25 protein-coding genes and 1 pseudogene are annotated in these 25,419 nt (G+C 70.2%); 2 read left to right on the top strand and 24 right to left on the bottom strand.

Features of this window, described 5'->3' with window-relative positions:
* Positions 1–4 precede the first annotated feature (4 nt).
* Both C2L80_RS02170 and C2L80_RS02165 read right to left on the bottom strand, forming a co-directional pair.
* Positions 5–1,156, bottom strand: a complete 1,152-nt coding sequence (locus C2L80_RS02170) for a sensor histidine kinase (protein ID WP_224758804.1) — start codon at positions 1,154–1,156, stop codon at positions 5–7.
* Between the two features lie 14 nt (positions 1,157–1,170).
* Positions 1,171–1,851: a response regulator transcription factor gene (locus C2L80_RS02165; RefSeq protein ID WP_087195645.1), complete on the bottom strand. Its 681-nt coding sequence runs from the start codon at positions 1,849–1,851 to the stop codon at positions 1,171–1,173.
* Between the two features lie 170 nt (positions 1,852–2,021).
* On the opposite strand from C2L80_RS02165, the gene C2L80_RS02160 reads away from it, so the two are divergent.
* Positions 2,022–2,828: a C39 family peptidase gene (locus C2L80_RS02160; RefSeq protein WP_087195644.1), complete on the top strand. Its 807-nt coding sequence runs from the start codon at positions 2,022–2,024 to the stop codon at positions 2,826–2,828.
* On the opposite strand, the pseudogene C2L80_RS02155 reads toward C2L80_RS02160, so the two are convergent.
* The 19 genes and pseudogenes from C2L80_RS02155 to C2L80_RS02070 all read right to left on the bottom strand — a co-directional run.
* A pseudogene (locus C2L80_RS02155) lies at positions 2,813–3,112 on the bottom strand (TIGR03905 family TSCPD domain-containing protein); the annotation flags it as partial. The gene C2L80_RS02160 and the pseudogene C2L80_RS02155 sit on opposite strands and share 16 nt — an antisense overlap.
* Positions 3,113–3,142: 30 nt before the next feature.
* Complete coding sequence (gene recO / locus C2L80_RS02150) at positions 3,143–3,913, bottom strand: DNA repair protein RecO (RefSeq protein WP_087195642.1); 771 nt, start codon at positions 3,911–3,913, stop codon at positions 3,143–3,145.
* Positions 3,914–3,917: 4 nt separating this feature from the next.
* Positions 3,918–5,480, bottom strand: a complete 1,563-nt coding sequence (locus C2L80_RS02145; protein WP_087195641.1) for a PASTA domain-containing protein — start codon at positions 5,478–5,480, stop codon at positions 3,918–3,920.
* A gap of 183 nt (positions 5,481–5,663) precedes the next feature.
* Complete coding sequence (gene era / locus C2L80_RS02140; RefSeq protein WP_087195640.1) at positions 5,664–6,578, bottom strand: GTPase Era; 915 nt, start codon at positions 6,576–6,578, stop codon at positions 5,664–5,666.
* Positions 6,579–6,588: 10 nt separating this feature from the next.
* Positions 6,589–7,056, bottom strand: a complete 468-nt coding sequence (locus C2L80_RS02135) for a diacylglycerol kinase family protein (protein ID WP_239938653.1) — start codon at positions 7,054–7,056, stop codon at positions 6,589–6,591.
* Positions 7,057–7,073: 17 nt separating this feature from the next.
* A complete protein-coding gene (gene ybeY, locus C2L80_RS02130) occupies positions 7,074–7,535 on the bottom strand; it encodes an rRNA maturation RNase YbeY (protein ID WP_087195638.1) in 462 nt (153 codons plus the stop codon).
* 4 nt (positions 7,536–7,539) lie between these two features.
* Complete coding sequence (locus tag C2L80_RS02125) at positions 7,540–8,496, bottom strand: PhoH family protein (protein WP_087195637.1); 957 nt, start codon at positions 8,494–8,496, stop codon at positions 7,540–7,542.
* A gap of 107 nt (positions 8,497–8,603) precedes the next feature.
* Complete coding sequence (locus C2L80_RS02120; RefSeq protein ID WP_087195636.1) at positions 8,604–9,677, bottom strand: C39 family peptidase; 1,074 nt, start codon at positions 9,675–9,677, stop codon at positions 8,604–8,606.
* On the bottom strand, positions 9,677–11,041 hold the full coding sequence (locus C2L80_RS02115) for a MiaB/RimO family radical SAM methylthiotransferase (protein ID WP_087195635.1): 1,365 nt from the start codon (positions 11,039–11,041) through the stop codon (positions 9,677–9,679). Before C2L80_RS02115 ends, C2L80_RS02120 begins: the two co-directional genes overlap by 1 nt.
* Positions 11,038–11,643 carry an RsmE family RNA methyltransferase gene (locus C2L80_RS02110; protein WP_239938651.1) on the bottom strand — a complete coding sequence of 202 codons (606 nt, stop codon included), beginning with the start codon at positions 11,641–11,643 and terminating at the stop codon, positions 11,038–11,040. Before C2L80_RS02110 ends, C2L80_RS02115 begins: the two co-directional genes overlap by 4 nt.
* On the bottom strand, positions 11,644–11,844 hold the full coding sequence (locus C2L80_RS14250; protein ID WP_239938649.1) for an RNA methyltransferase PUA domain-containing protein: 201 nt from the start codon (positions 11,842–11,844) through the stop codon (positions 11,644–11,646).
* A 260-nt stretch (positions 11,845–12,104) separates the two neighbouring features.
* Positions 12,105–13,241 (bottom strand): molecular chaperone DnaJ, encoded by a 1,137-nt coding sequence (dnaJ, locus tag C2L80_RS02105; protein ID WP_087195633.1) that lies wholly within the window; start codon positions 13,239–13,241, stop codon positions 12,105–12,107.
* Positions 13,242–13,310: 69 nt separating this feature from the next.
* Positions 13,311–14,324 (bottom strand): heat-inducible transcriptional repressor HrcA, encoded by a 1,014-nt coding sequence (hrcA, locus tag C2L80_RS02100; protein WP_193602614.1) that lies wholly within the window; start codon positions 14,322–14,324, stop codon positions 13,311–13,313.
* A gap of 326 nt (positions 14,325–14,650) precedes the next feature.
* Positions 14,651–15,763, bottom strand: a complete 1,113-nt coding sequence (gene hemW / locus C2L80_RS02095; protein WP_087195631.1) for a radical SAM family heme chaperone HemW — start codon at positions 15,761–15,763, stop codon at positions 14,651–14,653.
* A 27-nt stretch (positions 15,764–15,790) separates the two neighbouring features.
* On the bottom strand, positions 15,791–16,816 hold the full coding sequence (gene dusB, locus C2L80_RS02090; protein WP_087195630.1) for a tRNA dihydrouridine synthase DusB: 1,026 nt from the start codon (positions 16,814–16,816) through the stop codon (positions 15,791–15,793).
* Positions 16,817–16,857: 41 nt separating this feature from the next.
* The gene (locus C2L80_RS02085; protein ID WP_087195629.1) at positions 16,858–17,382 is read right to left on the bottom strand and encodes a nitroreductase family protein; all 525 of its coding nucleotides are present in this window, start codon (positions 17,380–17,382) and stop codon (positions 16,858–16,860) included.
* A 34-nt stretch (positions 17,383–17,416) separates the two neighbouring features.
* The gene (locus C2L80_RS02080) at positions 17,417–17,611 is read right to left on the bottom strand and encodes a hypothetical protein (RefSeq protein WP_087195628.1); all 195 of its coding nucleotides are present in this window, start codon (positions 17,609–17,611) and stop codon (positions 17,417–17,419) included.
* Between the two features lie 34 nt (positions 17,612–17,645).
* On the bottom strand, positions 17,646–19,448 hold the full coding sequence (lepA, locus tag C2L80_RS02075) for a translation elongation factor 4 (protein ID WP_087195627.1): 1,803 nt from the start codon (positions 19,446–19,448) through the stop codon (positions 17,646–17,648).
* Between the two features lie 177 nt (positions 19,449–19,625).
* Positions 19,626–20,054 carry a hypothetical protein gene (locus C2L80_RS02070; protein ID WP_087195626.1) on the bottom strand — a complete coding sequence of 143 codons (429 nt, stop codon included), beginning with the start codon at positions 20,052–20,054 and terminating at the stop codon, positions 19,626–19,628.
* Between the two features lie 385 nt (positions 20,055–20,439).
* Between C2L80_RS02070 and rpsT the strand changes: the two genes are divergently transcribed.
* The gene (gene rpsT / locus C2L80_RS14520) at positions 20,440–20,952 is read left to right on the top strand and encodes a 30S ribosomal protein S20 (RefSeq protein WP_087195625.1); all 513 of its coding nucleotides are present in this window, start codon (positions 20,440–20,442) and stop codon (positions 20,950–20,952) included.
* Between the two features lie 336 nt (positions 20,953–21,288).
* On the opposite strand, the gene holA is transcribed toward rpsT, so the two are convergent.
* The 3 genes from holA to C2L80_RS02050 are packed head-to-tail and all read right to left on the bottom strand — an operon-like array spanning position 21,289 to position 25,280.
* Positions 21,289–22,266 carry a DNA polymerase III subunit delta gene (holA, locus tag C2L80_RS02060; protein WP_087195624.1) on the bottom strand — a complete coding sequence of 326 codons (978 nt, stop codon included), beginning with the start codon at positions 22,264–22,266 and terminating at the stop codon, positions 21,289–21,291.
* A gap of 9 nt (positions 22,267–22,275) precedes the next feature.
* Positions 22,276–24,618 (bottom strand): DNA internalization-related competence protein ComEC/Rec2, encoded by a 2,343-nt coding sequence (locus C2L80_RS02055; protein WP_087195623.1) that lies wholly within the window; start codon positions 24,616–24,618, stop codon positions 22,276–22,278.
* Complete coding sequence (locus C2L80_RS02050) at positions 24,606–25,280, bottom strand: ComEA family DNA-binding protein (RefSeq protein WP_087195622.1); 675 nt, start codon at positions 25,278–25,280, stop codon at positions 24,606–24,608. The genes C2L80_RS02055 and C2L80_RS02050 overlap by 13 nt, the downstream gene beginning before the upstream one ends.
* Positions 25,281–25,419 lie beyond the last annotated feature (139 nt).

Genomic DNA, 25,419 nt, shown 5'->3' with positions numbered 1-25,419 from the left:
GCGCCTACGCGCTCACGCTCGGGCCCTGGGGGATCCAGATGGTGAACGACGTCGCGCCCGCGTCGCTGGCCACGTAGATGTCGCCCCCGTGGGCCCGCGCCGTCTCCCGCGCGATGGCCAGCCCCAGCCCCGCGCCGCCCGTCTGGGCGCCGCGCGCCTCGTCGGCGCGGTAGAAGCGCTCGAAGATGCGCTCGAGGTGCTGGGGAGAAAGCTCGCGCCCGCGGTCGGTGACGGTGATCTCCCACCACACGTAGCCGCCCTCCCCCTTCGCGAGAGAGGTGCGAACTACGACGTCGGTGCCGGGGTCGGCGTAGGCCACCGCGTTCTTCAAGACGTTGTCGACCACGCGGGCCACCTTGCCCGCGTCGGCGAACACGCGCAGCTCCTGCGGCCCCTCGTAGACCAGGCGCAGCCCGCGCGCCTCGGCGAGCGGGAAGAACTCGTCGATCACCTGGCTGCAGAACAGCGCGCCGTCGAAGCGGGAGCGCTCGATGGGGATGGCATGCAGGTTGTAGCGGGTGATCTCGAAGAACTCGTCGAGCAGCTCCTCGAGGCGGTACGCCTTCTCGAGCGTGATGCCCGTGTAGCGCGCCCGCGCGGACGCGGGCAGGTCGGGCGACTCCTCGAGCAGCGCCAGGTATCCGATGATGGAGGTGAGCGGCGTCTTGATGTCGTGGGCCAGGTAGGCGACAAGCTCGTTTTTGCGCTCTTCGGCCGCCTTCGCGGCGCGGTCGGCGCGCTCGCGCTCCTCCTTGATGGCGCCCAGCGCCGCCGCCGTCTCGGACAGCTCGGGAGGCAGCGGGGCGGCCTCCGCGCGTTTGGCGAGGATGCCCTCGGCCGCCTCGTAGAGCGCGTCGAAGTACGACAGCGCCCGGTTCACGCCCGAGCGGACGAAGAGGAAGATGCCCGCGGCGTACAGGAGCGCCGCCAAGGGGAGGTAGAGTGTCGTCAGCGCGTCGTACAGCCGCCACGATGCGCCCCCGTCGCCGCCCATCACCTCGAAGTACAAGAAGTTCGAGAGTCCGGGCTTCACGATCGCGTCGAACGCCGCGAACGCGACGGCGAACGCCGCCGTGAAGATCATGATGCCCGCCATCGTGCGCCCCACGATGGCGCGGGCGAGCCGCGCGCGCTGCGGCGTCTGCCTCGTCGACACTTCGGCCTCCTTCCCTACCCCAGCTTGTAGCCCACGCCCCACACCGTCTCGACGAGCTCTTGGGACGAGTCGACGGCGGCGAGCTTCTTTCTCAGATGGCGTATGTGCACCATCACCGTGTTGTTGGACTGGACGTTGGCCTCCTCCTTCCACACCTCCTCGAACAAATCGCGCGAGGAGACGGGACGGCCCTGCGCGCGCAGAAGGCACGCGAGGATGGCGAACTCCTTGGGCGTGAGCGGAAGCGCCTCGCCGTGCAGCGTCGCCTCGTAGGCGTCCTCGTCGAGCGCGACCCCGCGCGCCTCCAGCACGCGGCGCGCGGGGGAGGCGGGGCGGCGCAGACGGGCGCGCACGCGCGCCACGAGCTCGCGGGGCTTGAAGGGCTTGACCACGTAGTCGTCGGCGCCCAACTCGAAGCCGACCACCTTGTCGACCTCCTCGTCCTTGGCGGTGAGCAGCACGATGGGGACGCCGCTTGCGCGGCGTATCTCGCGGCAGCAGGCGAACCCGTCCATCCCCGGCATCATGATGTCGAGCACCACGAGGTCGGCCCGCCCGTCGGCGTGGGCCGCCAGAAGGTCGGCGGCGCAGTAGAACGCGCGCGCGTCCAAGCCCGCCTCGACCAGAAGCTGGACCACCAGATCGGCGATGGCCCGATCGTCGTCGCAGACGAAAACCAACTTCCTCTCCTCCACGCAGCCCCTTCCGCTCGGCTTTTTTCGTCCCGACCATTGTAGCCCCGCAGACGGTCGGCGCGCTTTCACGCGCCTCGGAATTAAGGAAAGCTTAAGCAATCGGTTGCCCGATCTTCCGGGACGGCGAAGAGGGGTTCGGGGCACAATCAAAGCGACGGAAAGGAGAAGCCATGACCTACACCAACTCGCTCGGGCCCGCGCCCCGCAAGGCGGCGGGGGCGCCCCGCGCGAACGCCGGGAACCGTCGGCTCGACCGCGCCGCCTGGACGCCGCGCCGAACGCGGCGCGCACGCCCTTTGTTCGCGCGCCGTCCGCCCCGGCCGCGCCTCGTCGCGCGCATCGCCCTCGTCCTCGCGCTCGCTTGCATCCTCGCCCTGGGCGCGCCCTGCGCGATCGGAGCGCTCGAAAAGCTGACGGCCGGCGCGCAAGGGACGCCTCCCGACGAGACGGGCGGGCCGCGCAGCACGCCGAAGGACCAGTGGCGCGCAGGCGAGGTCCCCGAGCTCTACCAGCGCGATCCCGCCTGGGCCTCGGAGCGCTACGCGGGGTACAGCTTCGCCGAGGCGGGCTGCGGCCCCACGTGCCTGTCCATGGTCTACGTCGCCCTCACGGGACGCGCCGACAGGACGCCGGCCGACATGGGAGCGCTCTCCGAGCGCCTCGGCTGCGCGACGCCCGACGGCACCGCCTGGACGTTCATGACCGACGGCGCCGCCGAGGCGGGGCTTGCCGCCGAGGAGCTGCCCGCCAACGAGGCGAGCGTGCGCCGCGCGATCCTGTCCGGCTCGCCCGTCATCGCGAGCGTCGGGCCGGGCGACTTCACCACGACGGGGCACTTCATCGTGCTCGCGGGAATCGACGAGAACGGGCGCCTCGAGATCCGCGACCCGAACAGTCCCGAGCGCACGGCGCGGACCTGGGGGTTCGACGAAGTGCTCGGCCAGTGCCTCAACCTGTGGGCCTACACGGCCTCATGAGGGGCGCCCGCTTCGACGCCCGCCTCGTCGGCCAGTTCCTTCGCGCGCGCCTCGCGCAGGCCGCGCACGAGCTGGTCGGCGCAGGAGGTGGCGCGCCGTCCGCACGTGTTGCCCTCTAACGCGGCGGCCACCTCGTCCACCGTCATGCCCTCGACGAGCTTCGAGATGGCCTTGAGGTTGCCGTCACAGCCGCCCACGAAGTCCACGTGGGCCACGCGCTCTCCGTCGAGCTCAAGGTGTATGGCGCGCGAGCACACGCCGCGCGGGGTGAAGGTGTGCATGTCCGTCTCCTCTCGTCTGGGTTGCCGTCCGGATCAGAACAACCCGCAGGTGAACAGGAAGTCAAGCGATCTGAGGTTCGCGCCCACATGCTCGCGAACCCATTGCTGGCAGAATCTGAGCGCAGCGAAGGATGCCGAGGGATCGACGTCCATGCCCTCGATCTCGGCGAACGTCGAGCCGAGGAGGGCGCGGCACCAGCCAAGGGTCGAAGCGGGCACCATCACCGCCTCGGCCGCGCCGCGGCAGGCGGGGCACACGACGCCCCCCTCGCGATACGACAGCGCCGCAAGGCCCTCCGGCGCGGGCGCGCCGAGTTCGCGCCCGCAGACGGCGCACGCGTCGAGGCTCGGCCTCAGCCCCGCGAAGGCGAGCGCCTTCAAAAGGTGCCCCGCCGCGATCGCGGGCGCGAACGGAACCTCGACGCGCCCCAGGCTCGAGAGCGCGGCACGCGTCAGCGCGAACAGCCGGGGGTTCTCGAGGCCGTCCTGGGAGACGCAGCCCGAAAGCTCGGCCACAGGCGCGGCGCAGACAGCGCGCTCCAGGTCGCGGCGCAGACGCTCGTTGCCCTCGACGAGGCGCGCCTCCTTGACGATGTCGAGGCTGCGCCCGCGAGCGAGAAGCGCGTCGGCCACCGAGTACAGCTCGAGGCGCGAGGCGAACGGGCTCGTCGGCTTGCGCGCCCCCTTCGCGACGGCGCGCAGCTGGGAGCCGTCCTCGGAGAGCAGCGTCACGACAAGGTCGCCCTCCCCGAGCTTCGTCTTGCGCAAAACGATGCCGCGCGCGCCGTAGGTGGGCTGCGACACGGCCTTACGATTCCGTGATGGAGGACACCGTGTTGTCGGCGTTCCACACGACGGTGCCGGACACCGAGCGCTCGTCCAGGGGGAGCGTCACGCCCAGAAACGTCGTGTAGGGCTTGGCCGTGATCGTGAACGACGTCGTCTCGCTCCCCTCGTAGGCCACTGCGTCGCACGAGGACACCAGGTAATCGATGCCGTCGATGTTGACCGAAGCGCCCTCGGAGAACAGCCCCCAGGTGGCGCTTTCCAACTCGGCGGCGCGGGAGAGCGCCACGTTCACGACCACAGAGGTGCCGGAAGCCGCCTTCGAGCCCGCAGCCGGATCGGTGCCGATGGCCACTCCCGGCTCCACGTTCTCGTCGTAGACGTAGGAGACGGCGGCAGAAAAGCCCTCTGCCTCGAGCGCGGCCTTCGCCTCCTCCCACGTCATGCCGACAACGTCGGGGACTGTGTAGGGCTCTGCCACCGTCACGGTGATCGGCGTGGAGGCGGTCGCCTTCGTCCCAGGGGCCGGATCGATGCTGAGCACGAGCCCTTCGTGCTCGTCGGACTTCTCCGTGACGTACGTCACGTTCTCGAAGCCCTCGGCCGCAAGCAGGTTGGCCGCCTCGTCGCGCGGGACGCCCACCGCGCCCTCGGGAACGAAGCGCGCGGCGGCCACGTGGACGGTGACCTCCGTGCCCTCCTCCGTGCGCGCGCCCGCGCCGGGGTCCATGAGCAGCACGACGCCTTCCGTCTCGTCGGACTTCACCTCGAGCACGCGCACGGAGAAGCCCTTGCCCTCAAGCGCGTAGACGGCGTCGGTCTGGGTCATCCCCACGACGTCGGGAAGCATCTTGCCGCCCCAAAGCTCCAGGTAGTACGTCGCACCCGCCGCCGCGGCGCCGAGCGCGACCAGGCAGGCGAGCACGATGGCGACCACCTTGCCCTTGCCGCCTTTTCTCGCGTTCGCGTCGGGCGCGCGGAACTCGCGCTGCTGGGGCGCGGAGGCGCCCTCGACGCGCGGAAGCTCCATCGTGTCCCCCGAGCGCCAAGAGGCGGCCGGGGGCACGTAGCTCGCATCGACGAGGCACTCGTCGATGCCCGTCAGGTCGGCGGTGCGGGCCGCCTCGTCGACGGCCGCCCGCTTCGGCACGAAGGGAGCGAGATCGTCGGCGGCGCGTGCGACGTCCGCGCCGCCTTCCGATGGGGCCTCCTCAGAGGCGTCGGGAAGCGGGCCGAAGTCGTACGCGTCGCCGTTCTCGTCCACGTTCACGCCCGCCACGTTTATGGAGGGCAGCGCCGCAGGGTCGAGCGGGCCGGAGGAGCCGGCGCGAGCCTCGCCCAACGCGGAGGGGGATTCGCCGTCCGAGCCGGCGAGGGAGACATCCTGCGCGGCAGAGGGGCTTTCGGCAGACGCGCCGGACGCCTCCGCAGCGTCCGATGCGGAAACGGTATCGGCGGCAGGACCGGACTCGGCTCGGTCGGCGGCAGCCGCAAGCTCCGCGATCTTGCCCGAAAGCGGAAGGCCGCAATCGTTGCAGAATCGCGCGCCGTCGCGGTTCTCCGAATGGCAGTGAGGACAGATCATGCTGGCATACTCCCTCGCAAATGACACGTATGCCATGATTGTAGCGGAAAACCCGCGGGCACGCCCCGGACAAACGCCCGTTTGCCCTTATCGTGACAATACCTGCAGAACTGAGGACAGGCGAAGGGGCGCGAAGCGGCTCCCGCGCGGCGCAAGAGCCGCTTCGCGCGGACAGGCGCGCTCCTAGGCGCCCTCCCCGTAGCCGAAGCGGCGGATCTGGTTCGCGTCGCGCCGCCAGTTCTTCTTCACCTTCACGGACAGATCCAAGAACACGCGCGTGCCGAGCAGCTGCTCGAGGTCGAGACGCGCCTCCGTGCCCACCTGCTTGATGGCAGCGCCCTGCCTGCCGATGATGATGCCCTTCTGGCTGTCGCGCTCCACGTAGACGACGGCGTAGATGCGATGCAGGTCCTTCTTGCGGTCGTAGCCCATCTCCTCCACGCGCACGCCGATGGCGTGGGGCACCTCGTCGCGGAACGACCGCAGGATCTTCTCGCGGATGAACTCGGCCACCACCACGTCGATGGGCTGGTCGGTCTCCATGTCGGCCGGGAACCACGACGGCCCCTCGGGCAGCAGGGCCACCACCGTGTCGATGAAGTCCTGCACATGCTCGCCCGTCGTGCTCGAAAGCTCCACGACGGCGTCCCAATCGCCGAGCCGAGCGGCGGCGAAGCGCTGGCGGTCGAGCTCGGCATCGTCCACGAGGTCGATCTTGGACAGCACGAGCACCTTCTTCGAGCGCGCGCGCGACAGCTGCGCGGCCACCCATTCGTCCCCCGTGCCGACAGGTTTCGACGCGTCCACGAGGAAGGCGACCACGTCCACGTCTTCGAGCGCCTTGAGGGCAGAGGTGTTCAGCTCCTCACCGAGCGCATCGTGGGGCTTGTGCAGCCCCGGCGTGTCCACGAGGATGAGCTGGAAGCCCTCGCGCGTGAGCACCGCGCGGAAGCGGTGGCGCGTGGTCTGCGCCGTGTTCGACGTGATGGCGATCTTCTTGCCCATGATGGCGTTCACGAGCGTCGACTTGCCGGCGTTCGGGCGGCCGACGAGCGTGACGAATCCCGATCTGAACGATTCGCTGGTTTCCACAGGCATCCTTTCGGTCCTACGAGGTCAGAAGCGCCCAGGCGGGCGGCAGGTACACGACGAGCGCCACCGCGACGGCGGCGAGGGACAAGACGAGTACGGCGCCCGCGGCGCAGTCCTTCGCCCGGCGGGCCAATTCGTGGTATTCGGGGGAGACGAGGTCCACCACCGACTCGACCGCCGTGTTCACGAGCTCGGCGGCGATCACGGATCCTATGCACACGAGCACGGCCGCCCAGGACGGGCCGTCGATGCGCAGCGCGAACCCCAGCGCCGCAGCGACCGCCGCCACGGCGAGGTGGATCCTCATGTTGCGCTGCGAGCGCACCGCGTAGGCGACGCCGTCCCAAGCGCACTTGAACGCGCAGCTCAAAGGAAAGCGGGCACGCGACCCCTTCGCCTTGTCGGCGTCGTTGCGAACGAAACCGTCCGTCGCGCACGCGGCCTCGTCGCGGTCGTCCTCGCCCATGGCGCAGGGCCCTTCCACGGCTTCCTCCCCCGTCCTCAGCGCTTCGCCCAGGCCTCGAGGATCTCGGCCTCGCGCCTTTCCATGACCTCGGCTTCGTCGTCGGCGATGTGGTCGTAGCCGCACAGGTGCAAAAGACCGTGCACGAGCAGAAGGCTGATCTCCTCCTCGAACGTGGTGCCGAACTCGCGCGTCTGGCGAGCCGCCACGTCGGGCGCGATGACGACGTCGCCCAGCTCGAAGACCGGATCCTCTGCCAGCGTCATGGCAGACAGGTCGTCGTCCGCGCCGTCGCACTCGAACGACAGCACGTCGGTGGGGCCGGACTTCTGACGGTAGCGCTCGTTGAGCTCGGCTATGGCCTCGTCGGTGACGAAGCTCACGGACACTTCGGTGCTGAAGGGCTTGTCCTCGCGGGCGAGCACGAACTGGGTGAGCTCGTGCAAGGGCAGCTTCTCGAGGTCCTCTTTGCGATAGTCGTAGTTGATCTGGATGTCCATGCTCTCAAGCCTTTCTGCTCGCCTGATCGTAGGCCGCGACGATGGCGGCCACGAGCGAGTGCCGCACGACGTCTTTGCCGGAAAGCTCGCAAAACGCGATGCCGTCGATGCCGTCGAGCACGTCGCGCACCCCTTTGAGGCCCGAGACGCCGCGCGGCAGATCGAGCTGGGTGGCGTCGCCGGTGACGACCATCTTCGAGCCGAACCCGAGGCGCGTGAGGAACATCTTCATCTGCTCGGGCGTGGTGTTCTGCGCCTCGTCGAGGATGATGAAGCTGTCGTTCAGAGTGCGCCCGCGCATGAACGCGAGCGGGGCGATCTCGATGACGCCGCTGTCGATGAGCTGGTTGGCGCGCTCCATGTCGGTCATGTCGAAGAGCGCATCGTAGAGCGGGCGGATGTAGGGGTCCACCTTCTCGGCGAGGGTGCCGGGCAGAAAGCCCAGGCTCTCCCCCGCCTCCACCACGGGCCGCGTGAGGATGATGCGGCCCACCTCCTTGCGCTTGAGCGCGGCCACGGCCATGGCCATGGCGAGGTAGGTCTTGCCGGTGCCCGCCGGCCCGATGCCGAACGTGACGGTGTGCTCGCGGACGGCATCCACGTAGCGCTTCTGACCCGCAGTCTTCGGGCGGATGGCGCGGCCGCGGTACGTGAGCAGGATGTCCTCGCGCAGCGTTTGCGGGCTGAACTCCGCCGTGCGCAGAAGGTCGATGGCGCGGCGCACGTAATCGCAGGTGGGCTCGCCGCCGTCTTCCACGAGCTTGATGAGGTCGCTGAACAGCGCCGTGAGCGACTGCACCTCGATCGGGTCGCCCTCGAGCACGATGGCGTCGCCGCGCACCGTGATGCGCGCCTGGAACGAGTCTTGCACGAGGCGAAGCGTCTCATCGGCCGGCCCGACGATGAGCGCCATGTCCACGCTGCGCGGGGCCGTGAGCGTGATTTGGGTCTGGTCTGTCATATGGCCATTGTACCACGCCGCCCGCCGGACCATGCGGGCGTCACTAAACCGAGTCGAAACCGCTTGCGGTTGGGCGCGAAACCCGGGATGCGGCGGGCGGCGGGGCGTCAGGCGGCCGAATAGGCGTAGAGCCCCATGGTCTGGGAGATCACCTGGTCGACATCCCATGCCCGGTCGGAGCGCTCGGCCGAATAGGGATCGTTGATCGCAAGCCTCCCTTCGTCGTCGAGGCCGGTGATCACGAAGAAATGCCCGCCCTCGGTGAAGTCGCCGGGACCCACGTTGCAGATGACGACCTTCCCGGCCTCGAGCGCCGTGCGCAGAGCGTCGGCGTCCACGGCGATCTGCTCGCAGGAAAGGCCCAGGCTCGGCGCCTCGGCGACGAGGAAGGTCTGGTCCGTGCCGTCGTACTCCGTCTCGTAGCCGCCCTCGCGCGCACGCTGGCCCATGTCGTAGGGCGACAGGTCGCCCTTGCCGGTAAGCCCCTGGTAGACCATCGAGAGCGACGTCGGACAGCAGCCCGTGAGGGCGAACGCCGTCGACGAGTACACGGTGCTCCCCCAGCGCACGTCCCATTGGTAGAGCCGGGGCACCTCTCCTTGGGCCGGCGCGTCGCAGGGCTCGGCCGCGTCGGCAGGATACCGGTCGGGGAAGGAGCGTACGAACGGCACCGCCAGCGGCTCCTCGGCCGCCAGCTTGAGAAGCTTGCGCTGCACGGCCTCGCCGTCCACGGCGAAGGCCTCCGGATGCGCGGCGATCCAGGCTGCGTCCCCGCCCGCCTCGGAGGCTTGGACGAGGGACGCGGCAAGCTCGTCGCCGAGGATCACCGCGAGCGCGGCCTCGTCCGCAGGCTCGGGCTCGGGCTCCACCGTCGGCTCGACGGGCTGCTCGCCCTCGGGCGCCGGAGCCGAAACGGACTCAGGAGAGCCCGAGCATCCGCGAACGACGAGCGCGACGATGAGGACGAGGGCGACGATAAGCGCCCCGCCCGCCGCCGCGAGGCCTTTGGGACCGAGGCGCCCGACCGCCGCCGCAGCGGCCCGCGCAAGCGCGGACGCGCCCGCGAGGGCGCCGTTCGGACGTGGGGAGCGATCTTGCCCGCGCATGCGGGCGCGGCGCGCCTCAAGGCGCCTCCGCGCGCGTTCGCGCGCCTCGTCGCGGTCGGGATCGAGCGCAGACATCAAAGCTCCTCCTCCGGACGTTCGGGCAGTCGGACCGGCGCGAGCGATCCCAGCGCGGCTCCGAGCGGGACGGGCACGCGATAGTGGCTCTCGACGGTGGCGAGGCCGTCCTCCTCGACGAGCGCAAGCTCCACCGTGCCCGCCCGCCGCCCGTAATCGGCACGGCGAAGCTCGTCGGAAAGGGCGCGCAGACGCGCGGCACGCGCGGCCTTCACGGAAGCGTCCACCTGGTCCTCGCGCGCCGCCGCAGGGGTCCCTGCGCGTATCGAGTACGGGAACACGTGCATCTTGGCGAAGCCGCAAGCGCGCGCGAGGGAGAGCGTCGCCTCGAAGTCCTCGTCCGTCTCCCCCGGAAAGCCCACGATGACGTCGGTCGACAGCGCGATGCTCGGCACGCGGGCGCGCAGCCTGCGCACGAGCGCCACGTACGCGGCGGCATCGTAGGGGCGCGCCATCTCGCGCAGCACCTTCGTGCTGCCGGACTGCAAGGGCAGGTGGAGGTGACGGCACACGCGCCCCTCCGCACGGGCCAGCACCTCGACGAGATCGTCGTCCACGTCGCGCGGCTCGACGCTCGAGATGCGGAAGCGCACGGGCGGCTCGTCCGGCGCGCGCAGGTCGGCCGTCTCGTCGAGGAGCCTGCGCAGCAAACCGGCGAGGCGCGTCGCGCGCGTATCGCGACGCGATGAGCCTCCGTCGCGGTACGATCCCAAGTTGATGCCGGTGAGCACGATCTCCTTCGCGCCGGCCCCGGCGTAGGAGGCGCACTCGCGCGCGACCTCGTCGGCAGGGCGGCTCGTCGCCTTGCCGCGGGCCGTGTGCACGATGCAGAACGTGCACGCGTTGTCGCAGCCGTCCTGCACCTTCACGCCCACGCGTGTGCGAAACCCCGATCCGACTCGGAGAAGGGGCGCACCCGCCCCTTGGGGAGCCGCGCCGTCTGCGGCCTCGCAGGCGAGCGCGACAGGCTGCGGCAGGGCGGCCTCCCCTCCCGCCGCAGGCACCTTCGCGTCGCATCCACCTCCCGAAGGCGAAAGCGCGCAGGCCAGCTCGGCGGCGCGCTTTCGCAGCACGGCCTTTCCCGCCACCTCCACGCGCGCGTCGAGCCCCTCGAAGAACGCAGGATCGATCGCGGCGGCGCAGCCGGTCACGAGCACGCGCGAGCGATCATTCGCGCGCAGGGCGCGGCGCACGGCCTTGCGCGTCTTCTTCTCGGCCTCGCCGGTGACGGTGCAGGTGTTCACCACGACGAGGTCGGCGTCCTCCTCGCCCGTTTCGACGCCGTGCGCGCGCAGAAGCGCCGCCACGTCGTCGGACTCCACGCGGTTCACCTTGCAGCCCAAGTTAATGACGGCGAAGTTCATCGCCCCTCCCCTTTCCGCGCCATGCGGGAGAGCTCGTGCAAAACAAGCGCCGGAGCCACGATGCCCGCCGTCTCGGTGCGCAGGACGGCAGGGCCGAGCGACACGAGCGACGCGCGCGGGTTGCACGAGAGCAGCGCGTCCACCTCCCGCTCGGTCAGGCCCCCTTCGGGCCCCACCACCACGCCCACGCGCGCGTCGGCGGGGTCGGCGACGCCGCACTTCCCCATGCCGTAGGCCAGCGCGTCGGCGATATGCGCCGTTTGCGGCGCCTCCTCCCAGCACACGAGCAGCGCCGTGGCCCCGGCCAGCAGCTCGCACGCCTGCGCAAGCGCCATCGGCTCGCGCACCTCGGGCACCGCGCGCTGGCCCGACTGCATGGCCGCGCTCTTCGCGATGGCGCGCCAGCGCTCGGCCTTCGCCGCCGCCTTGCGCGCGTCCAGCCGCACCACCGACCGCTCGCACGAAAACGGCAGAAACGCCGCCACGCCCAACTCCGTGGCGTGGCGGATGACCGTCTCCACCTTGTCGCCCTTCGCAAGGCCCTGCATGAGGACGACCTGCGGCGTCGCCTCAGGTTCGTCCAGATGCCGCGCGATGCGCACCTACGGGAGCGCGTCGTCGAACGCCGCGATCTCGCATTCGAAGTAATCCTGCGCGGCATCCACCACCGTCACATGCTCGCCCGGCGCGAGACGCAGCACGCGCGCATGCCTCGCGTCGTCTGCCGAAAGGCGCAGCGGGAACACCGCTTCCTTTTCGGCGGCGATCACCTGGTTGTCCAAAAAGAACCGATGCAGCGACATGTTTCTCCGAACTCGCGAAAATCGAAATCCCACAGGTTGGCGCTAGCAAGCCGGCGAAGGGCACGGAGGCGTCCCGGATTCCCGTGACGAACGAGCCCTGGGGCTTGCCCATTCCCAAATCAGATGCCCGAGCGGGCATGCCCCGCCCAAGTTGAGCAGGGCTGCGCGCTTGCGCACGCGAGGAGGGCTTGGAGCGGCAAGGCGGGGCGCCTTTGCACCCCGCAGCGTCGGCTCGCCGCGCCGCTCGCGGATCAGCGCAGCTAGTTGAACGCGTCGCGCAGCTTCTGCAGGGGCGTGCGCGCGTCGGCCACGTCCTCTCCCATCTCCTGGGCCAGCCGCTCGAGAAGCTCGCGCTGCTTCTTCGTCACCTTCTTGGGCACCACCACGTTCACGTGCACGAACATGTCCCCGCGCGACTCGCTGCGGAACTTCGGCATGCCGAAGTTCCGGACGCGCACCACCTGCTCGTTCTGGCAGCCTTCGGGAATGCGCACCTGCACCTTCTCGCCCTCGAAGATGCCGTCGATCTCGATCTCGGCGCCGAGCGTCGCCTGCACGATGGACACGTTCGCGCGCGCATGCAGGTTGTCGCCGTCGCGCTCGAAGAACTCGTGCGGCTGGATGCGCACCGTGACGATGAGGTCGCCCGGACGGGCCCCGTGCATGCCGGCCTCGCCGAAACCCGACAGGCGCAGCTGCTGCGCGTCGCGGATGCCCACGGGAACCTCCACGGTCACGCGCTGGCGGTCGGGCACGCGGCCCTGCCCCTCGCACTCCGGGCACGGGTTCTCGATGGTGCGCCCGGTGCCGCCGCACGCCTTGCACGTGGTGGCCGTCTGCATGTCGCCGAGGAAGGTGCGCTGGACGGTGACCACGCGCCCCTGGCCGTGGCAGTCGGGGCAGGTGACCTCGCGCCCGTCGGGGCCGAGGCCCGATCCGTCGCAGTCGGGGCACGGCGCCAGGCGGTCGTAGACGATCTCCTTCTTCGCGCCGGCCGCCACCTCTTCGAGGGTGAGGCGCAGCCCCACGCCCATGTCGCGCCCCTCCCGGCGCTGGGGGGCGCGCCCGCCCGCCGCGCCGCCGAAGAACGAGCTGAAGATGTCGCCCATGCCGAAGCCGCCGCCGAACAGATCCTCGAAGTCGACGTAGCCGCCGCCGTAAGGCCCTGCGCCGCCCGCCGCGCCGGGAACGGTGCCGAAGCGGTCGTACTGGGCGCGCTTCGTCGCGTCGGACAGCACGTCGTACGCCTCGTTGAGCTCCTTGAACTGCTCCTCGGCATCGGGCGCCTTGTTCACGTCGGGGTGCAGTTCGCGGGCACGCCGGCGAAACGCCTTCTTGATCTCGTCCTCGGTCGCCTCGCGGGAGACTCCCAGAACTTCGTACAGGTCCCTGGCCATCTGAGATCGTTGCCTTTCTTCGGAGGCCGCGCGATCCTCGCCGACGCGCCCTCCTCGCTCATCGGTTCCTTACACGTCCTCGAGCGCCGCGCTCGCCATGCGCACCGCCCGGATGACTTTCGAATAGTCCATGCGCGTGGGGCCCACCACCGCCACGACGCCCGCCGAGGCGCCGCGCCCGTAGCGGCTCGCCACCACCGACACGCCCGAAAGCGCCTCGGCGCCGTTCTCGCTGCCGATGCGCACGCTCGGCGCGCCCGCGCCCTGCCGCGCGGCGTCGTCGAGGATGTGCAGCAGCACGGTGTCGTCCTCGAGCACCCGCATGACGGGCAGAAGCGCCTGGGATTGGCTGAACTCGGGCTTCGTCAGAAGCGAGCTGACCCCGAGACGATGCGCGCGCGAGGGCGCGCTCTCCTGCAAACACGACAGCACCTCGTCGAGCGCCATGCGCACGAGCGGGTCGCGGAACGCCTCGACCATGCCCTGGCCCAGGCCGTCCTCCACCTCCTGCAGCGTCTTGCCGCCCATGACCTCGCCGAGGAAGCGCTGCACGCGCGCAAGCTCGTCGGAGGGCACCTCCTCGGCGAACTCCATCTGGCGGTTGAACACCTGGCCGTCCTCGGTGACGAGCACGACGAGGGCCCGGTGCGGCGTGAGCGACACGAGCGAGAGCTGCTTGATGCGCAGGTTGAGCACCGACGGGGCCAGCACGATGGACAGGCAGTCGGTGAGGCGCGTGAGGGCCGAGGAGGTCTGCTCGAGCAGCGCATCGAGCTCGCTCGCGCTGCGGCGCAGCTCGTCCACCACGGGGCGGTAGCGCTCGTCGTCGGCCGTGAGGTCGCAGGACAGCAGGTTGTCCACGAACGCGCGGTAGCCGAAATCGGTCGGAACGCGGCCCGCCGACGTGTGCGGCTGCGTGATGTAGCCGCCGTCCTCGAGCACGGACAGCTCGTTGCGCACGGTGGCGGGGCTCACGCCCAGCTGGTAGCGCTCCGTCAGCGTGCGCGACCCCACCGGCAAAGCGCGCGCGACGTACTCTTCGATGAGGGCGGCGAGCACCCGCTGTCTTCGATCCGAAAGCACGCTTCTCCACCTTCCTCTCTCGCAGTCCGCTCCTCGAACCATGCCAACATACCATATTAGCAGCCGAACTCCGAGAGTGCTAACGACAAGAGGGAATTATGGAGAAACTCGACGGTTACTGCACAGAGGGCCGCAGAGGGCCACAGATGGCCGCGGGTCGCGGCTGCGAGGAGCGAGGGCGGCGGCATCGCGACGCGTCCCGTGGGTCGCGACCGCGCGGAACGGGCGCGCCGACGTCGCGATGCGCTCCACCGGCCGCGACCGCGCAACAGCGACCGCGTTCGCCCCTTCTCCCCGAGCGGAGAGAGGAAGGTCGGGACGCGAGGTCAAGGCGCGAGGTCGAAGAGCGCGCCGTACAGCTCGTTGCCGCAGAGCCAGCCGCGCTCGGTGGGGCGGAAGCGGCCGCCCTCGTGCGCTACAAGGCCCTGCGCCTCGAGGCGCGCGAGGGCGGCGGGCGCCTCCGGCAAGAGCGCGGCGGCGCGCTCCACCTGCGCCTCCGACACGCCGCGCGTCATACGCATGCCCAGCATCAGGTCCTCGGCGGCCATCTGGCGCGCGTCCAGGTCGTCGGTGACCCGCCCGTCCTGCACGCGCATGCGCCGCTTATCGTTCTGCGTCATCGTGGCGGCGCTGCGCCCGAGGCCCAGGTACGGCGCGCCCGTCCAATACGCGATGTTGTGGCGGCACTCCTGGCCGGGAAGCGCGTAGCTCGCCACCTCGTAGCGCGAAAAGCCCGCCTCGGCCAGCACGCGCGCGGCGATCTCCATGTGCGCGGCCTCCACGTCGTCGTCCGGCTCGGGCATCTGCCCCCGCATGACCGCGCGATGAAACGGCGTGTGCGGCTCGATCGTGAGCGGGTACACGCTCACGTGCGACGCGCCCAGCGCCACGGCCTCGCGCACGGTGGCCTCGAAGCTCTCCGCGCTCTGACCGGGGATGCCGCACATGAGATCCACGCTCACGTTGTCGAACCGCTCCCGCGCCGCCGCCACGGCGCGGCGCGCGTCGTCGGCCGAGTGCGCGCGCCCGAGCGTCCGAAGCACCGCATCGTCGAGGCTCTGCACGCCGATGGACAGGCGGTTCACGCCGAGCGCCCAGATGTCGCGCACCATGTTGCCGGTCAGGCTCTCCGGGTTCGCCTCCATCGCGCATTCCACGTCGGGCTCGAGCCGCATCGAAAGCGACAGGGTGTACAAGAGCATCGACAGGCGCGGCATCCCCACGTGCGAGGGCGTGCCCCCGCCGATGTACACCGTCTCCACGGCCGCCAGCTCGCCTTCTTTGGCCTTGCGGCGCACCTGCAGCGCCAGGTCCTCCACGTAGGCGTCGATGCGCGCGTCGTCGGCGGGCACGGCCTCGGTGGCGAAGTCGCAGTAGCCGCAGCGCCTCACGCAGAACGGCAGGTGCAGGTAAAGCGCCTTGTAGGGATCATGCGGCATACTGCCTCCTTGTCATGAATATCCTTGTCATGAACACGGCGAAGACGGCAGGAGAACGGGGCTTTCGCCGCTTTCGCCATGCGCGCGGACGCATTCCAAAAGCTCGTCGAACACGCGCTCGAAATCCTCCACGTCCACGCACGCGTTGATCCTGCCGCGCGCGGCCGCCGCGCCGGGGAGCCCGGCCATATACCACATGGCGTGCTTGCGCATGCGCACGATGTTGCGCCCTTCGCGCGCGGCGAGCAGCCGCGCATGGCGGCGCGCCATCGCGACGCGCTCCCGCGCATCCGGCGCGCGCGGCTCGGGCTTTCCCGCCAGCGCGGCACGGGCCTGCGCGAACACCCACGGGTTGCCCTCGGCTCCGCGCGCAATCATCACCGCGTCGCAGCCCGTGCGCGCGACCATCGCCGCCGCGTCGGCGCCGCAACGCACATCTCCGTTGCCCGTCACGGGCACGCGCACGGCCTCCTTCACCCGCGCGATCACGCCCCAGTCGGCGCTGCCGCGGTACAGCTGTTCGGCGAAACGCCCATGCACGGCCACCATCGCCGCGCCCGCATCCTCCATGCGCCGTGCGAACTCCGGCGCCGTCTCGTCGCCCTCGGCCCAGCCGCGGCGGAACTTCACCGCCACCGGATGCTCCACGGCCCGCGTCACGGCGCGCACGATGTCTGCGGCCAGCGCGGGCTCCTTCATGAGCGCCGACCCGTCGCCCTTCGACACGATCTTGCGCGCGGGGCAGCCCATGTTGATATCCAGGTAGGCCAGCGCCTCCCCCATCTGCCGCTCCACCCACGCGGCCTGCGCGGCCATCGTGTCCGGCTCGTGTCCGAACAGCTGCACGGCCACGCGCTCCTCGCCCGGCGCGAGGGAAAGCAGATGCCGTGTTTTCTCGTTGGCGTAGGACAGCCCCTTCGCCGACACCATCTCGGTGTAGGCGAGGTCGGCCCCCTGCTCAAGGCACAGGGCGCGAAACGCCTCGTCGCTCACGCCCGCCATCGGGGCGAGCAGCAGCGGATGGTTGGAGAAGAACGCTGGAAAGTCGAACATCGTCCCGCCTTTGCCGGAAGCGGCCAGCGAGGCGCACCGCCTCACTCCTCCACCCACACGACCGCGCTCTTCCGCTCGTGGGCCGCGCCCGGCGCGGCGGCGTAGCCGAGCGCGCAGACGCCGTGCACCTCGGCATCGGCCGGCACGCCGAGCGCGTCCAGCTCGTCGCGCACGGCGGGCTCGTCGCAGATGCCCTGCAGCTGGTTGATCCACACGCTGCCGATGCCGAGCGAATGCGCGGCCAGAAACATGTTCTCCAGCGCGCAGCCGTCGTCCTCACGACCGAATTCGGCGCCCTTCGCATGCGCCACGATGACGATGCTCTGCGGCGCGTACATGTCGTAGGCGTCGCGCCCGAGCGCACGCCGCATGGCCTCGGCCAGCCGCGCGATGCGCGCCCGGCTGTCCACCACCACGAACGTCCACTCCTGCCGGTTGCGCGCCGACGGGGCCCACTGCCCGCACGCCACGATGGCCTCCAAGTCCTCGCGCGGGATGGCGCGCTCCTGAAACGCGCGCACCGAGCGCCGCCCGAGGATGCCCTCGATCACGGGATTCGTCTTCACGCCCTGCTCCTCTCGCCGACCGAAAACCGCAAAACTACAAAGACAGGCTGCCGAGCGCCGCCACGGTGGCGACGACCGCGAGCACGGCGAGGCCCAAAGCGGCAAGGCATCCGCAGCCGAGCGCGGCCTTCGCCCTCCCGGACACGGCGGCGCGCTCGCGCTCTTCGGCGGCCTTCTTCTCGTCGAACGGGTCGTCCAGCCAGTCGTAATCGTCGTTTCTGCGCGCCATGGGAAACCTCCTCACGTCGCCGCGCGCCTGCGCGCTACTCGTCCACCTTCAGTATCGCCATGAACGCCTCCTGCGGCACCTCCACGTTGCCGATGGCCTTCATGCGCTTCTTGCCGGCCTTCTGCTTCTCCAGAAGCTTGCGCTTGCGGCTGATGTCGCCGCCGTAGCACTTCGCCAACACGTCCTTGCGCTTGGCCTTCACCGTCTCGCGCGCCAGCACGCGCCCGCCGATGGCAGCCTGGATGGGCACCTCGAACATCTGGCGCGGGATGATCTCCTTGAGCTTGTCGGCCAACACGCGCCCGCGGTCGTAGGCCTTGTCTTTGTGCACGATGAACGACAGCGCGTCCACCGGCTTGCCCGACAAAAGTATGTCCAGCTTCACCAGCTTCGACTCCTTGTAGCCGTCGAATTCGTAGTCGAGCGAGGCGTAGCCTTTCGTGTTGGACTTCAGCTTGTCGAAGTAGTCCATGATAAGCTCCGACAACGGTATCTCCCACAGCATCTCCACCGTGGTCTGCGAGAGGTAGTTCATCGTGACGAACGTCCCCCGCCGCGCCGTGGTGAGCTCCATCACCGCGCCCACGTAGTCCGGCGGGATGAGTATCTTCGCCTTTAGGTACGGCTCCTCGATGCGCTCGATCTCGCCGGCGTCGGGCATCTCCTGCGGGGAGTGGAGGCTCACCATCTCGCCGCCCTGCTTGTGCACGTGGTACTCCACCGACGGCGCCGTGGCCAGAAGGTCGAGGCCGAACTCGCGCTCCAGGCGCTCCTTGATGACCTCCATGTGCAGAAGGCCCAGAAAGCCCACGCGGAAGCCGAAGCCGAGGGCATGGGACTTCTCGGGCTCCCAGATGAGCGCCGGATCGTTGAGCGAGAGCTTCTCCAGCGCCTCCTTGAGCGGCTCGTACTGGTCGCCGTCGATGGGGAACAGGCCCGTGTACACCATCGGCTTGACCTCGCGGTAGCCCGGCAGCGGGTCGGCCACGCCGCCCTCGGCGAGCGTGATGGTGTCGCCCGTCTTCACCTGGCTGACCTCCTTGAGGCCCGTCACGAGGTAGCCCACCTCGCCCACGGACAGCTCGGGCAGCGCCACCTCGGCCGGACGGCGCGCGCCCACCTCCTCCACGCCCGTCTCGGCGCCGGTCGCCATCATGCGGATGCGGTCGCCCTTCTTCACCGAGCCGTCTATGACGCGGATGAACGCCACCACGCCGCGGTAGGCGTCGAAGTAGGAGTCGAAGATGAGCGCGCGCAAAGGCGCGTCGGCGTCGCCCTTAGGCGCGGGGATGCCGTACACGACGGCCTCCAGAAGGTCGTGCACCCCCTCGCCCGTCTTGCCGCTCGCCAGCACCGCGTCGTCGGCGGGCAGCGCCAGCCCGTCTTCGATCTCGGCCCTCACGCGCTCGGGGTCGGCCGCGGGCAGATCGATCTTGTTGATGAGCGGGACGATCTCCAAATCGGCGTTCATCGCCAGCATCGCGTTCGCCACCGTCTGGGCCTCCACGCCCTGCGTGGCGTCCACCACCAGAACCGCGCCCTCGCACGCCGCCAAGCTGCGGCTCACCTCGTAGGTGAAGTCCACGTGCCCCGGCGTGTCGATGAGATTGAACTGGTAGGTCTGGCCGTCGTCGGCGGTGTAATCCACGCGCACGGCCTGGCTTTTGATGGTGATGCCGCGCTCGCGCTCGATGTCCATGCTGTCGAGCAGCTGCTCTTTCATATCGCGGCTGGCCACGGTGCCCGTCATCTCGAGGACGCGGTCGGAAAGCGTCGACTTGCCGTGGTCGATGTGCGCGATGATGGAGAAGTTGCGGATGTGCTTCGGGTCGGTCATGTCCTGTCTTTCACGTCGCTGCCTTGGAGAACGAAGGATCATTCTACCTCATTCGGCGCGCTTGGCGACACCTGTCGCCCGCTGCGGCTTCGAGAAGCGCCGAAAAAGCCGAAAAACCCGCGGACGAAGCCCTGCCCGCCCTTCGGTCGCGAGCGGACGCGCCTGCGACAGAGGGCGTCAAAGCCCGACCGTCGCCGCGTCCGACCGCGAGGAGTCCACATGCACGAGCACCGACGCCGAGGTGCCGCCCCCATCGGGGCAAAGCGCCCACAGCCCGTCCTCGAGCTCGAGCTCCACCCGTCCGTCCTCCGCAGAAGCCCGCGAGCGCTCCTCGAACACGTAGTACGATCCGTCCTCGGACGCGAGCAGCGGCACGCACACTGACACGCTCGCGGCCTGCGTCTCGACGACCACCCGCGATCCGCTCTCGACGGCGCCCTCGGGAACGCCGGAGATCTCGAAGACGGCCTTCTCGTCGGCATGGCAGGAGGAGCAGTCTTCTCCCGCCTCGATCACCTGGTGCCCTCCCGAGCATCCGGCGAGCGGGACGGCGGCGAGGGACGCGAGGACGAGGGCAGATGCGCCCCGCAGGGAGAAAGCGCGCATGACGAGTCCTTTCGTTTCGGATCCTTTCGGATCTTTCGGATCGTGAAGATGGAGAACGCGCGATTTCGCGATTTTCCGTGCAAACCGCCGAAACCTTTGCTATTCTATCGCATTGTGCATACAGCGATACGTGCGCGCGATGCCCTCATCGCCGAATCCGCAGACGTGGCTGCTCTCGAGGATTCGTCTCGCTGGCGACCTGACCGGTCAGAGAACGGAGAAATCCCGCCCGTTCCACACGTGCTCGCACCGCCTCGAACGAGGCGGGCCGATCCTGTCCGGATCGCGCGCGACGGTCGGCGCCATCGGACCGCGCGCCCGCGACGCTGCCATGCGCGACGGACGTACGCACAACCGAGCACGACCCATTGGAGGAAGAGAACCCATGGCCAACATCAAGAGCCAGAAGAAGCGCATCATCACCAACGAGAAGGCCCGCATGCGCAACCGCGCAGTGAAAAGCCAGCTCAAGACCGCCACTCGCCGTGTGAAGGACGCCGTGGCCGCCGGCAACGGAGCCGAGGCCTACGCCGCCGCATGCGCCGCGTGCCGCCTCATGGACAAGGCCGCGTCCAAGGGCGTCATCCACAAGAACCAGGCCGCCAACCGCAAGAGCGGCATCATGAACCTCGTCAACGGCATCGTCACGGACGCCGACCGCGCCGCCTACGTGAAGCCGGAGAAGAAGGAGCAGAAGACCGGCTCCAAGAAGGCCGAGCGCAAGGCCGAGCGCCTTGCCGAGATGAAGGCCGCCTCCGAGGCCAAGGCGAAGCGCCGCGAGAAGCAGCTCAAGGAAGAGGCTGCCGCCGCCAAGCGCAAGGCGAAGGAAGCCGAGGAGGCCGCCAAGGCCGAAGCCGAGGCCGCTGCCGCCGAAGGTGCCGAAGAGGCCGCCGAGTAGCCGATCCCGCGAAGATCGCCCCGCGATCCTTCCGCATATCAAGAGCGAGAGGTCCCGGATATCCGGGACCTCTCGCTTTGGGGGACGGCGAAAGAAAGCGGCCTCGACGCCTCGCAGAGGCGATCGCGGAAGGAAGCTGGAGCAGAGCCGGCAGCGATCGGGGCGATCCCGCGCAGCCGACCCGGCTCGCAACGCGCGCCGAGGAGACGAGCGCGCATGCGAGCGCGGCAAAGTCCGCGGACAAGCGGTAGAAGACGCGCAGAAGGCGCGTGTGGAGGCAGTGGACAAGGCGCCCAACCACACGCGAGAAGGCTCCGTCCGGATCGGGGACCCGGCCTATCGCTTCGCCATGACGCGCAACGCCCATTCAAGGAAGACGGCGTCCGCGTCCGCCCCGCTTTTCATGGCGCGCTCGGCGTCGCGGGCCGACACGAGGGCCGCGCGCAACTCGGCGGCAGAGAATCCGCGCGCCCAGGCCGCGTGGTTCTTGACGCGCCATTCGGGCGCTTTGAGCGCGGCGGCGATACCTCGGGCGTTGCCGCGGTCGATCATGCTGCGGGCGCAGACGAGCTCCCGCAGCCGTGTCGCGCACATGGCCATGAGCGCGTGCACAGACGTCGACTCCATGCGCCCGAGCAGCGAGAGGCAGCGGCGCGCATCGCGCGCCGCGAAGGCGTCCACGAACTCCCAGGGCTTCGCCTCGGCGGTCCGGCCCACCATCGCGACGATCTCGCGCTCTCCCACAGCGTCGGTCCCGCGATGCGCGAGCGCGACCTTGCGAAGCTCGCCGTCGAGCCGCACGGTGTCCTCGCCCACAAGCTCCACGAGCGCCCTCGCCGCGCCCTCGGTGAGCGTCACGCCGTGGCCGACGGCCATCGAGCGCACCATCTTCGGCAGCTCGTAGCGCTTCGGCAGGGAGCAGTCGATGACGGCCGTCTTGCCATGGGCGGCCACGGCCTTGTACAGGCGCGTGTTCTTGGCCAGCTTCTCCGCGACGAGCGCGAGCACCGTCGAGCCGTTCGGCGCGCCCAGGTAGGAGACGAGCCGCTCGGCGTCGGCCTTCTTGAGCTTGTCGGCCGCGCGCACCTCCACGAGGCGCACAGGGCTTGCGAAGGGCACGGTGTCGCAGGCCCCCACGATGTCCGCGCCCTCTGCCGTCTCGCCGTCGAACGAATCGTCGTTAAAGGAAAGGTCGCCCATCGCGGAAAGTCGCGCGCGCAGCCGCTTCATCACGGCGTCGCGCTTGAGCGCGTCCTCCCCCACGACGAGGTACGCGGGAAGCAAAGGGGCGTCTGTTTTCTTCTGAGCGGCCATGCCCCCATTCTAGCGCAGGGCGCTCACCTCGATCCGGTCGGGGCCGAATCTGCACGAAACGTCTCCCTCCTCGTCGGTGCGGCGAACCGTCGCGCCCACGGCCTCGAGGCGCTCGAGCGTTTCGGGCGCAGGATGCCCGTAGCGGTTGTTCGCGCCCGCGCTCACGAGCGCGATGCGGGGCGAGAGCACAGCGGCCACCTCGTCGTCGAGGGCGTTCTTCGAGCCGTGATGCCCCACTTTGTACACGTCGACGGCTCCGACGAGCCCCGCGTCGATGAGCGCGCGCAGCTCGTCGCGCTCCGCATCGCCCGTGAAGAGCGTGCGCCAGTCGCGCGCGCCGTCGCCGTCCACGTCGGCGTCGGCCAGAAGGCACACGCTGTCGGCGTTGCCCCCTTCCTCCGTGAACGCGGCGGGCCACACCACCTCGAGGGAGAACGCGCCGACGCGCAGCGCGTCGCCCTGCGAAAGGCCCACGACGCCGTCCTCCCCCACAAGCGAGCGCGCGTCGGACAAAAGCCGCTCGCACGCCTCGCATCCGCACGAGAAGACGCCCTCGGCGACGAGCACGCGATCCACCTCCACCACCCCTCTGAGCGAGGCGAGCGAGCCCATGTGGTCGTCGTCCCCGTGCGTGACGAGCACGGCATCGAGCCGGAGCACCGCGTGGCGGGCGAGCGCCTCGCGCAGGAGGCGGTCCTGGTTGCCCGTGTCCACGAGCATCGCCGCACCCCGGCTTCGCACCACGAACGCGTCGCCTTGGCCCACGTCGAGCATCACGATCTCGTCGCCCGACAGCCGCGGCACGACCGCGACCAGGCACGCGGCCGCAAGGATCGAGGCCGCAGCGAAGGCGGCGAGCGTCCGGCGGCGCGGACGGGGCCACGCGAGCCACAGCGCCGCCGCGACGCCCGCCGACGTGGCGAGGGCAGCAGAGAGGGGGATGGAGACGGGCACGCTCGCATGCGGCACGGCGGCGAGCGCCCGCACGACGCCCGTCATGCAGCCCGCCGCGCCCGTCGCCGCCGGCATGAGCAGCGGCGAGAGGGGCGGGACGGCCAAGCAGAGGACGCATGCGGCGAGGCCCGCCGAGCACACGAGGGGAAACAGAGGCCCCGCGACCACGTTCGCCACCGGGGCCACGAGCGGCAGCTGGGAGAACATCGCAGCCGACAGTGGCGTGGCCATGACGCTCGAGGCGAACGTGAGGGAAAGCCCCTCGGCCACGACGCGGGGGACGCGGGGCGCCGCCGACTCGACCCACGACGCGATCAGCCCCGCGAACAGCACGATCCCGAGTGTGGAGAGGGCCGAGAGCGCGAAGGAGACGGAAAGCGCCGTCGTCGGCGAGAGCGAGACGCATCCGATGATGCAGACCGAGAGGGCCCCGAGCGCGGCGGGGCGGCGGCGTGCCGCGAACGAGAGCATACCCGCGACGGCCATGACCGCCGCGCGCACGGCCGACACCGGGGCGCCCGACAGCACGAGGTAGGACAAGAGCAGCCCTCCCTCGATCGCGCACGCGGCGGCCCGCGGCACGCGCGCGAGGCGCAAAACCGCCATCGAGCAGGCCGCCACGATGGACAGGTGCGCTCCCGACACCGCCACGAGATGCGCGAGGCCCGAAGCCTGGTAGGCCCCGTAGGCGTCCCCCTCATCGAGCATCCCCCGCCACCCGCACACGAGCGCCGCGAGCACGGCGGGGCCGTCGCCCTCCCCCGCGCCCGCTATGACGTCGATGGCCGCCGACCTCGCCGCGACGAGCGCGCCCACAACGCCTCCGCGCTCCACTTTCCGCGCCTCCTGCACGCGCGCCTCGGCGACGATCCCCTCTCGCCAGAAGTACGCCGCCGAGGACTCCCCCGGCTCTTCGAGCGAGGCGGTCGCCTCGAACACCTCGCCGTAGCGCGGCACGGAGGCGCCTTCGTCGAAGCTCGCGCGCACGAGGAAGGCGCGCCCGTCATCGGCAACGGCGCGCATGACGCAGGAAGGGCCGAACGATCCCTGCCTGCCGTCTTCCACGGCCTCCAGCCGCCACGTCCCGGACGCCCCCTGGGCCGCAGCGGCCAGTTCGTGCTGCGCGGCGGCCCAGCCGCAGGCGCACGCGACGCCGAGCGTCGCCCCGAGGAGGCACGCCCACAGTTGGGACGCCCTGCCGCGCCACAGCCCCGCCGCCGCGGCAAGCGATCCCAGAACTGCGACCCCGCCGACAGCGAGGCACGCCTCGCGCGCCCATCCTTCGGCAAGCGAAAGGATCAGCGCGCAAAAGGCCCAGAGCCCCAGCGCGCAGCCGAGCGTCAACGGCAGGGACGGGCGCGGGGGCGCCGCAGCCGCGCGCGCCCTCATCCCACGCATACGAGATCCGCAAGTTCTTCGTACTTCTTGTCCCCGATGCCCGACACGCGCTTGAGGTCCTCCGTCGTCGCGAAGGGGCCGTTCGCCTCTCGGTCGGCGACGATCTTCTCCGCAGTCGACGGCCCCACGCCCGGCAGCGTGTCGAGCTCGGCTGCCGTGGCTCGGTTGATGTTCACCCTGCCTCCCGCCGCCGAGCCCGAGGACGCCCCCGCGCCCGCCGCGCCCGCGTCCGCGCCCTGCGCCCCTGCGGCCTCCTCAAGCGTCGGGACCACCACCTGTTCGCCGTCCGAGAGCACGCGTGCGAGGTTGAGCGCGTCGGACGCCGCGCCTTCGGCGAAGCCTCCGGAAGCGTCGACCGCATCTTGCACGCGCGACCCCTCCGCCAGCTCGCGCACGCCCGGATCGGCCACCGCGCCGCCCACGTGGACCACCACCGTGCGCGCCTCCTCGGCGACCGCCTCCTCCCCTTCGACGGACGGGCCCCCTTCCTGCTCCGCGCGCTCGACAACGAGCGCATCGGAGGCGGCCGCATCGAGAAGCGCCTTTCCCGCGAACACGAGCACGAGCGCCGCGAGAGCCGTCACGCCCACGAGCACGGGCAGGCGCGCCCCGCTCAGATGCGCCTTCGAACGCCATGATTCGGCTCGCTCCGTGAACGCCATGCCCCTCATCCTCCTTCGGTCTGCTTACAGCATAGCGCGCCGACCTTGCGCGCCGATGGCACGCGTCCAGCGGATCGTCCCCTCGATCCCCCGCGCCTCCCCCGCGGCGCGGGGGATCGAGGGGACGATCCGCTGGACG

Source organism: Rubneribacter badeniensis, from assembly GCF_002899695.1.
Lineage (GTDB): Bacteria > Actinomycetota > Coriobacteriia > Coriobacteriales > Eggerthellaceae > Rubneribacter > Rubneribacter badeniensis.
The sequence above is the reverse complement of the archived record's forward strand: the minus strand, read 5'-3'. Positions and strand labels throughout refer to the sequence as shown.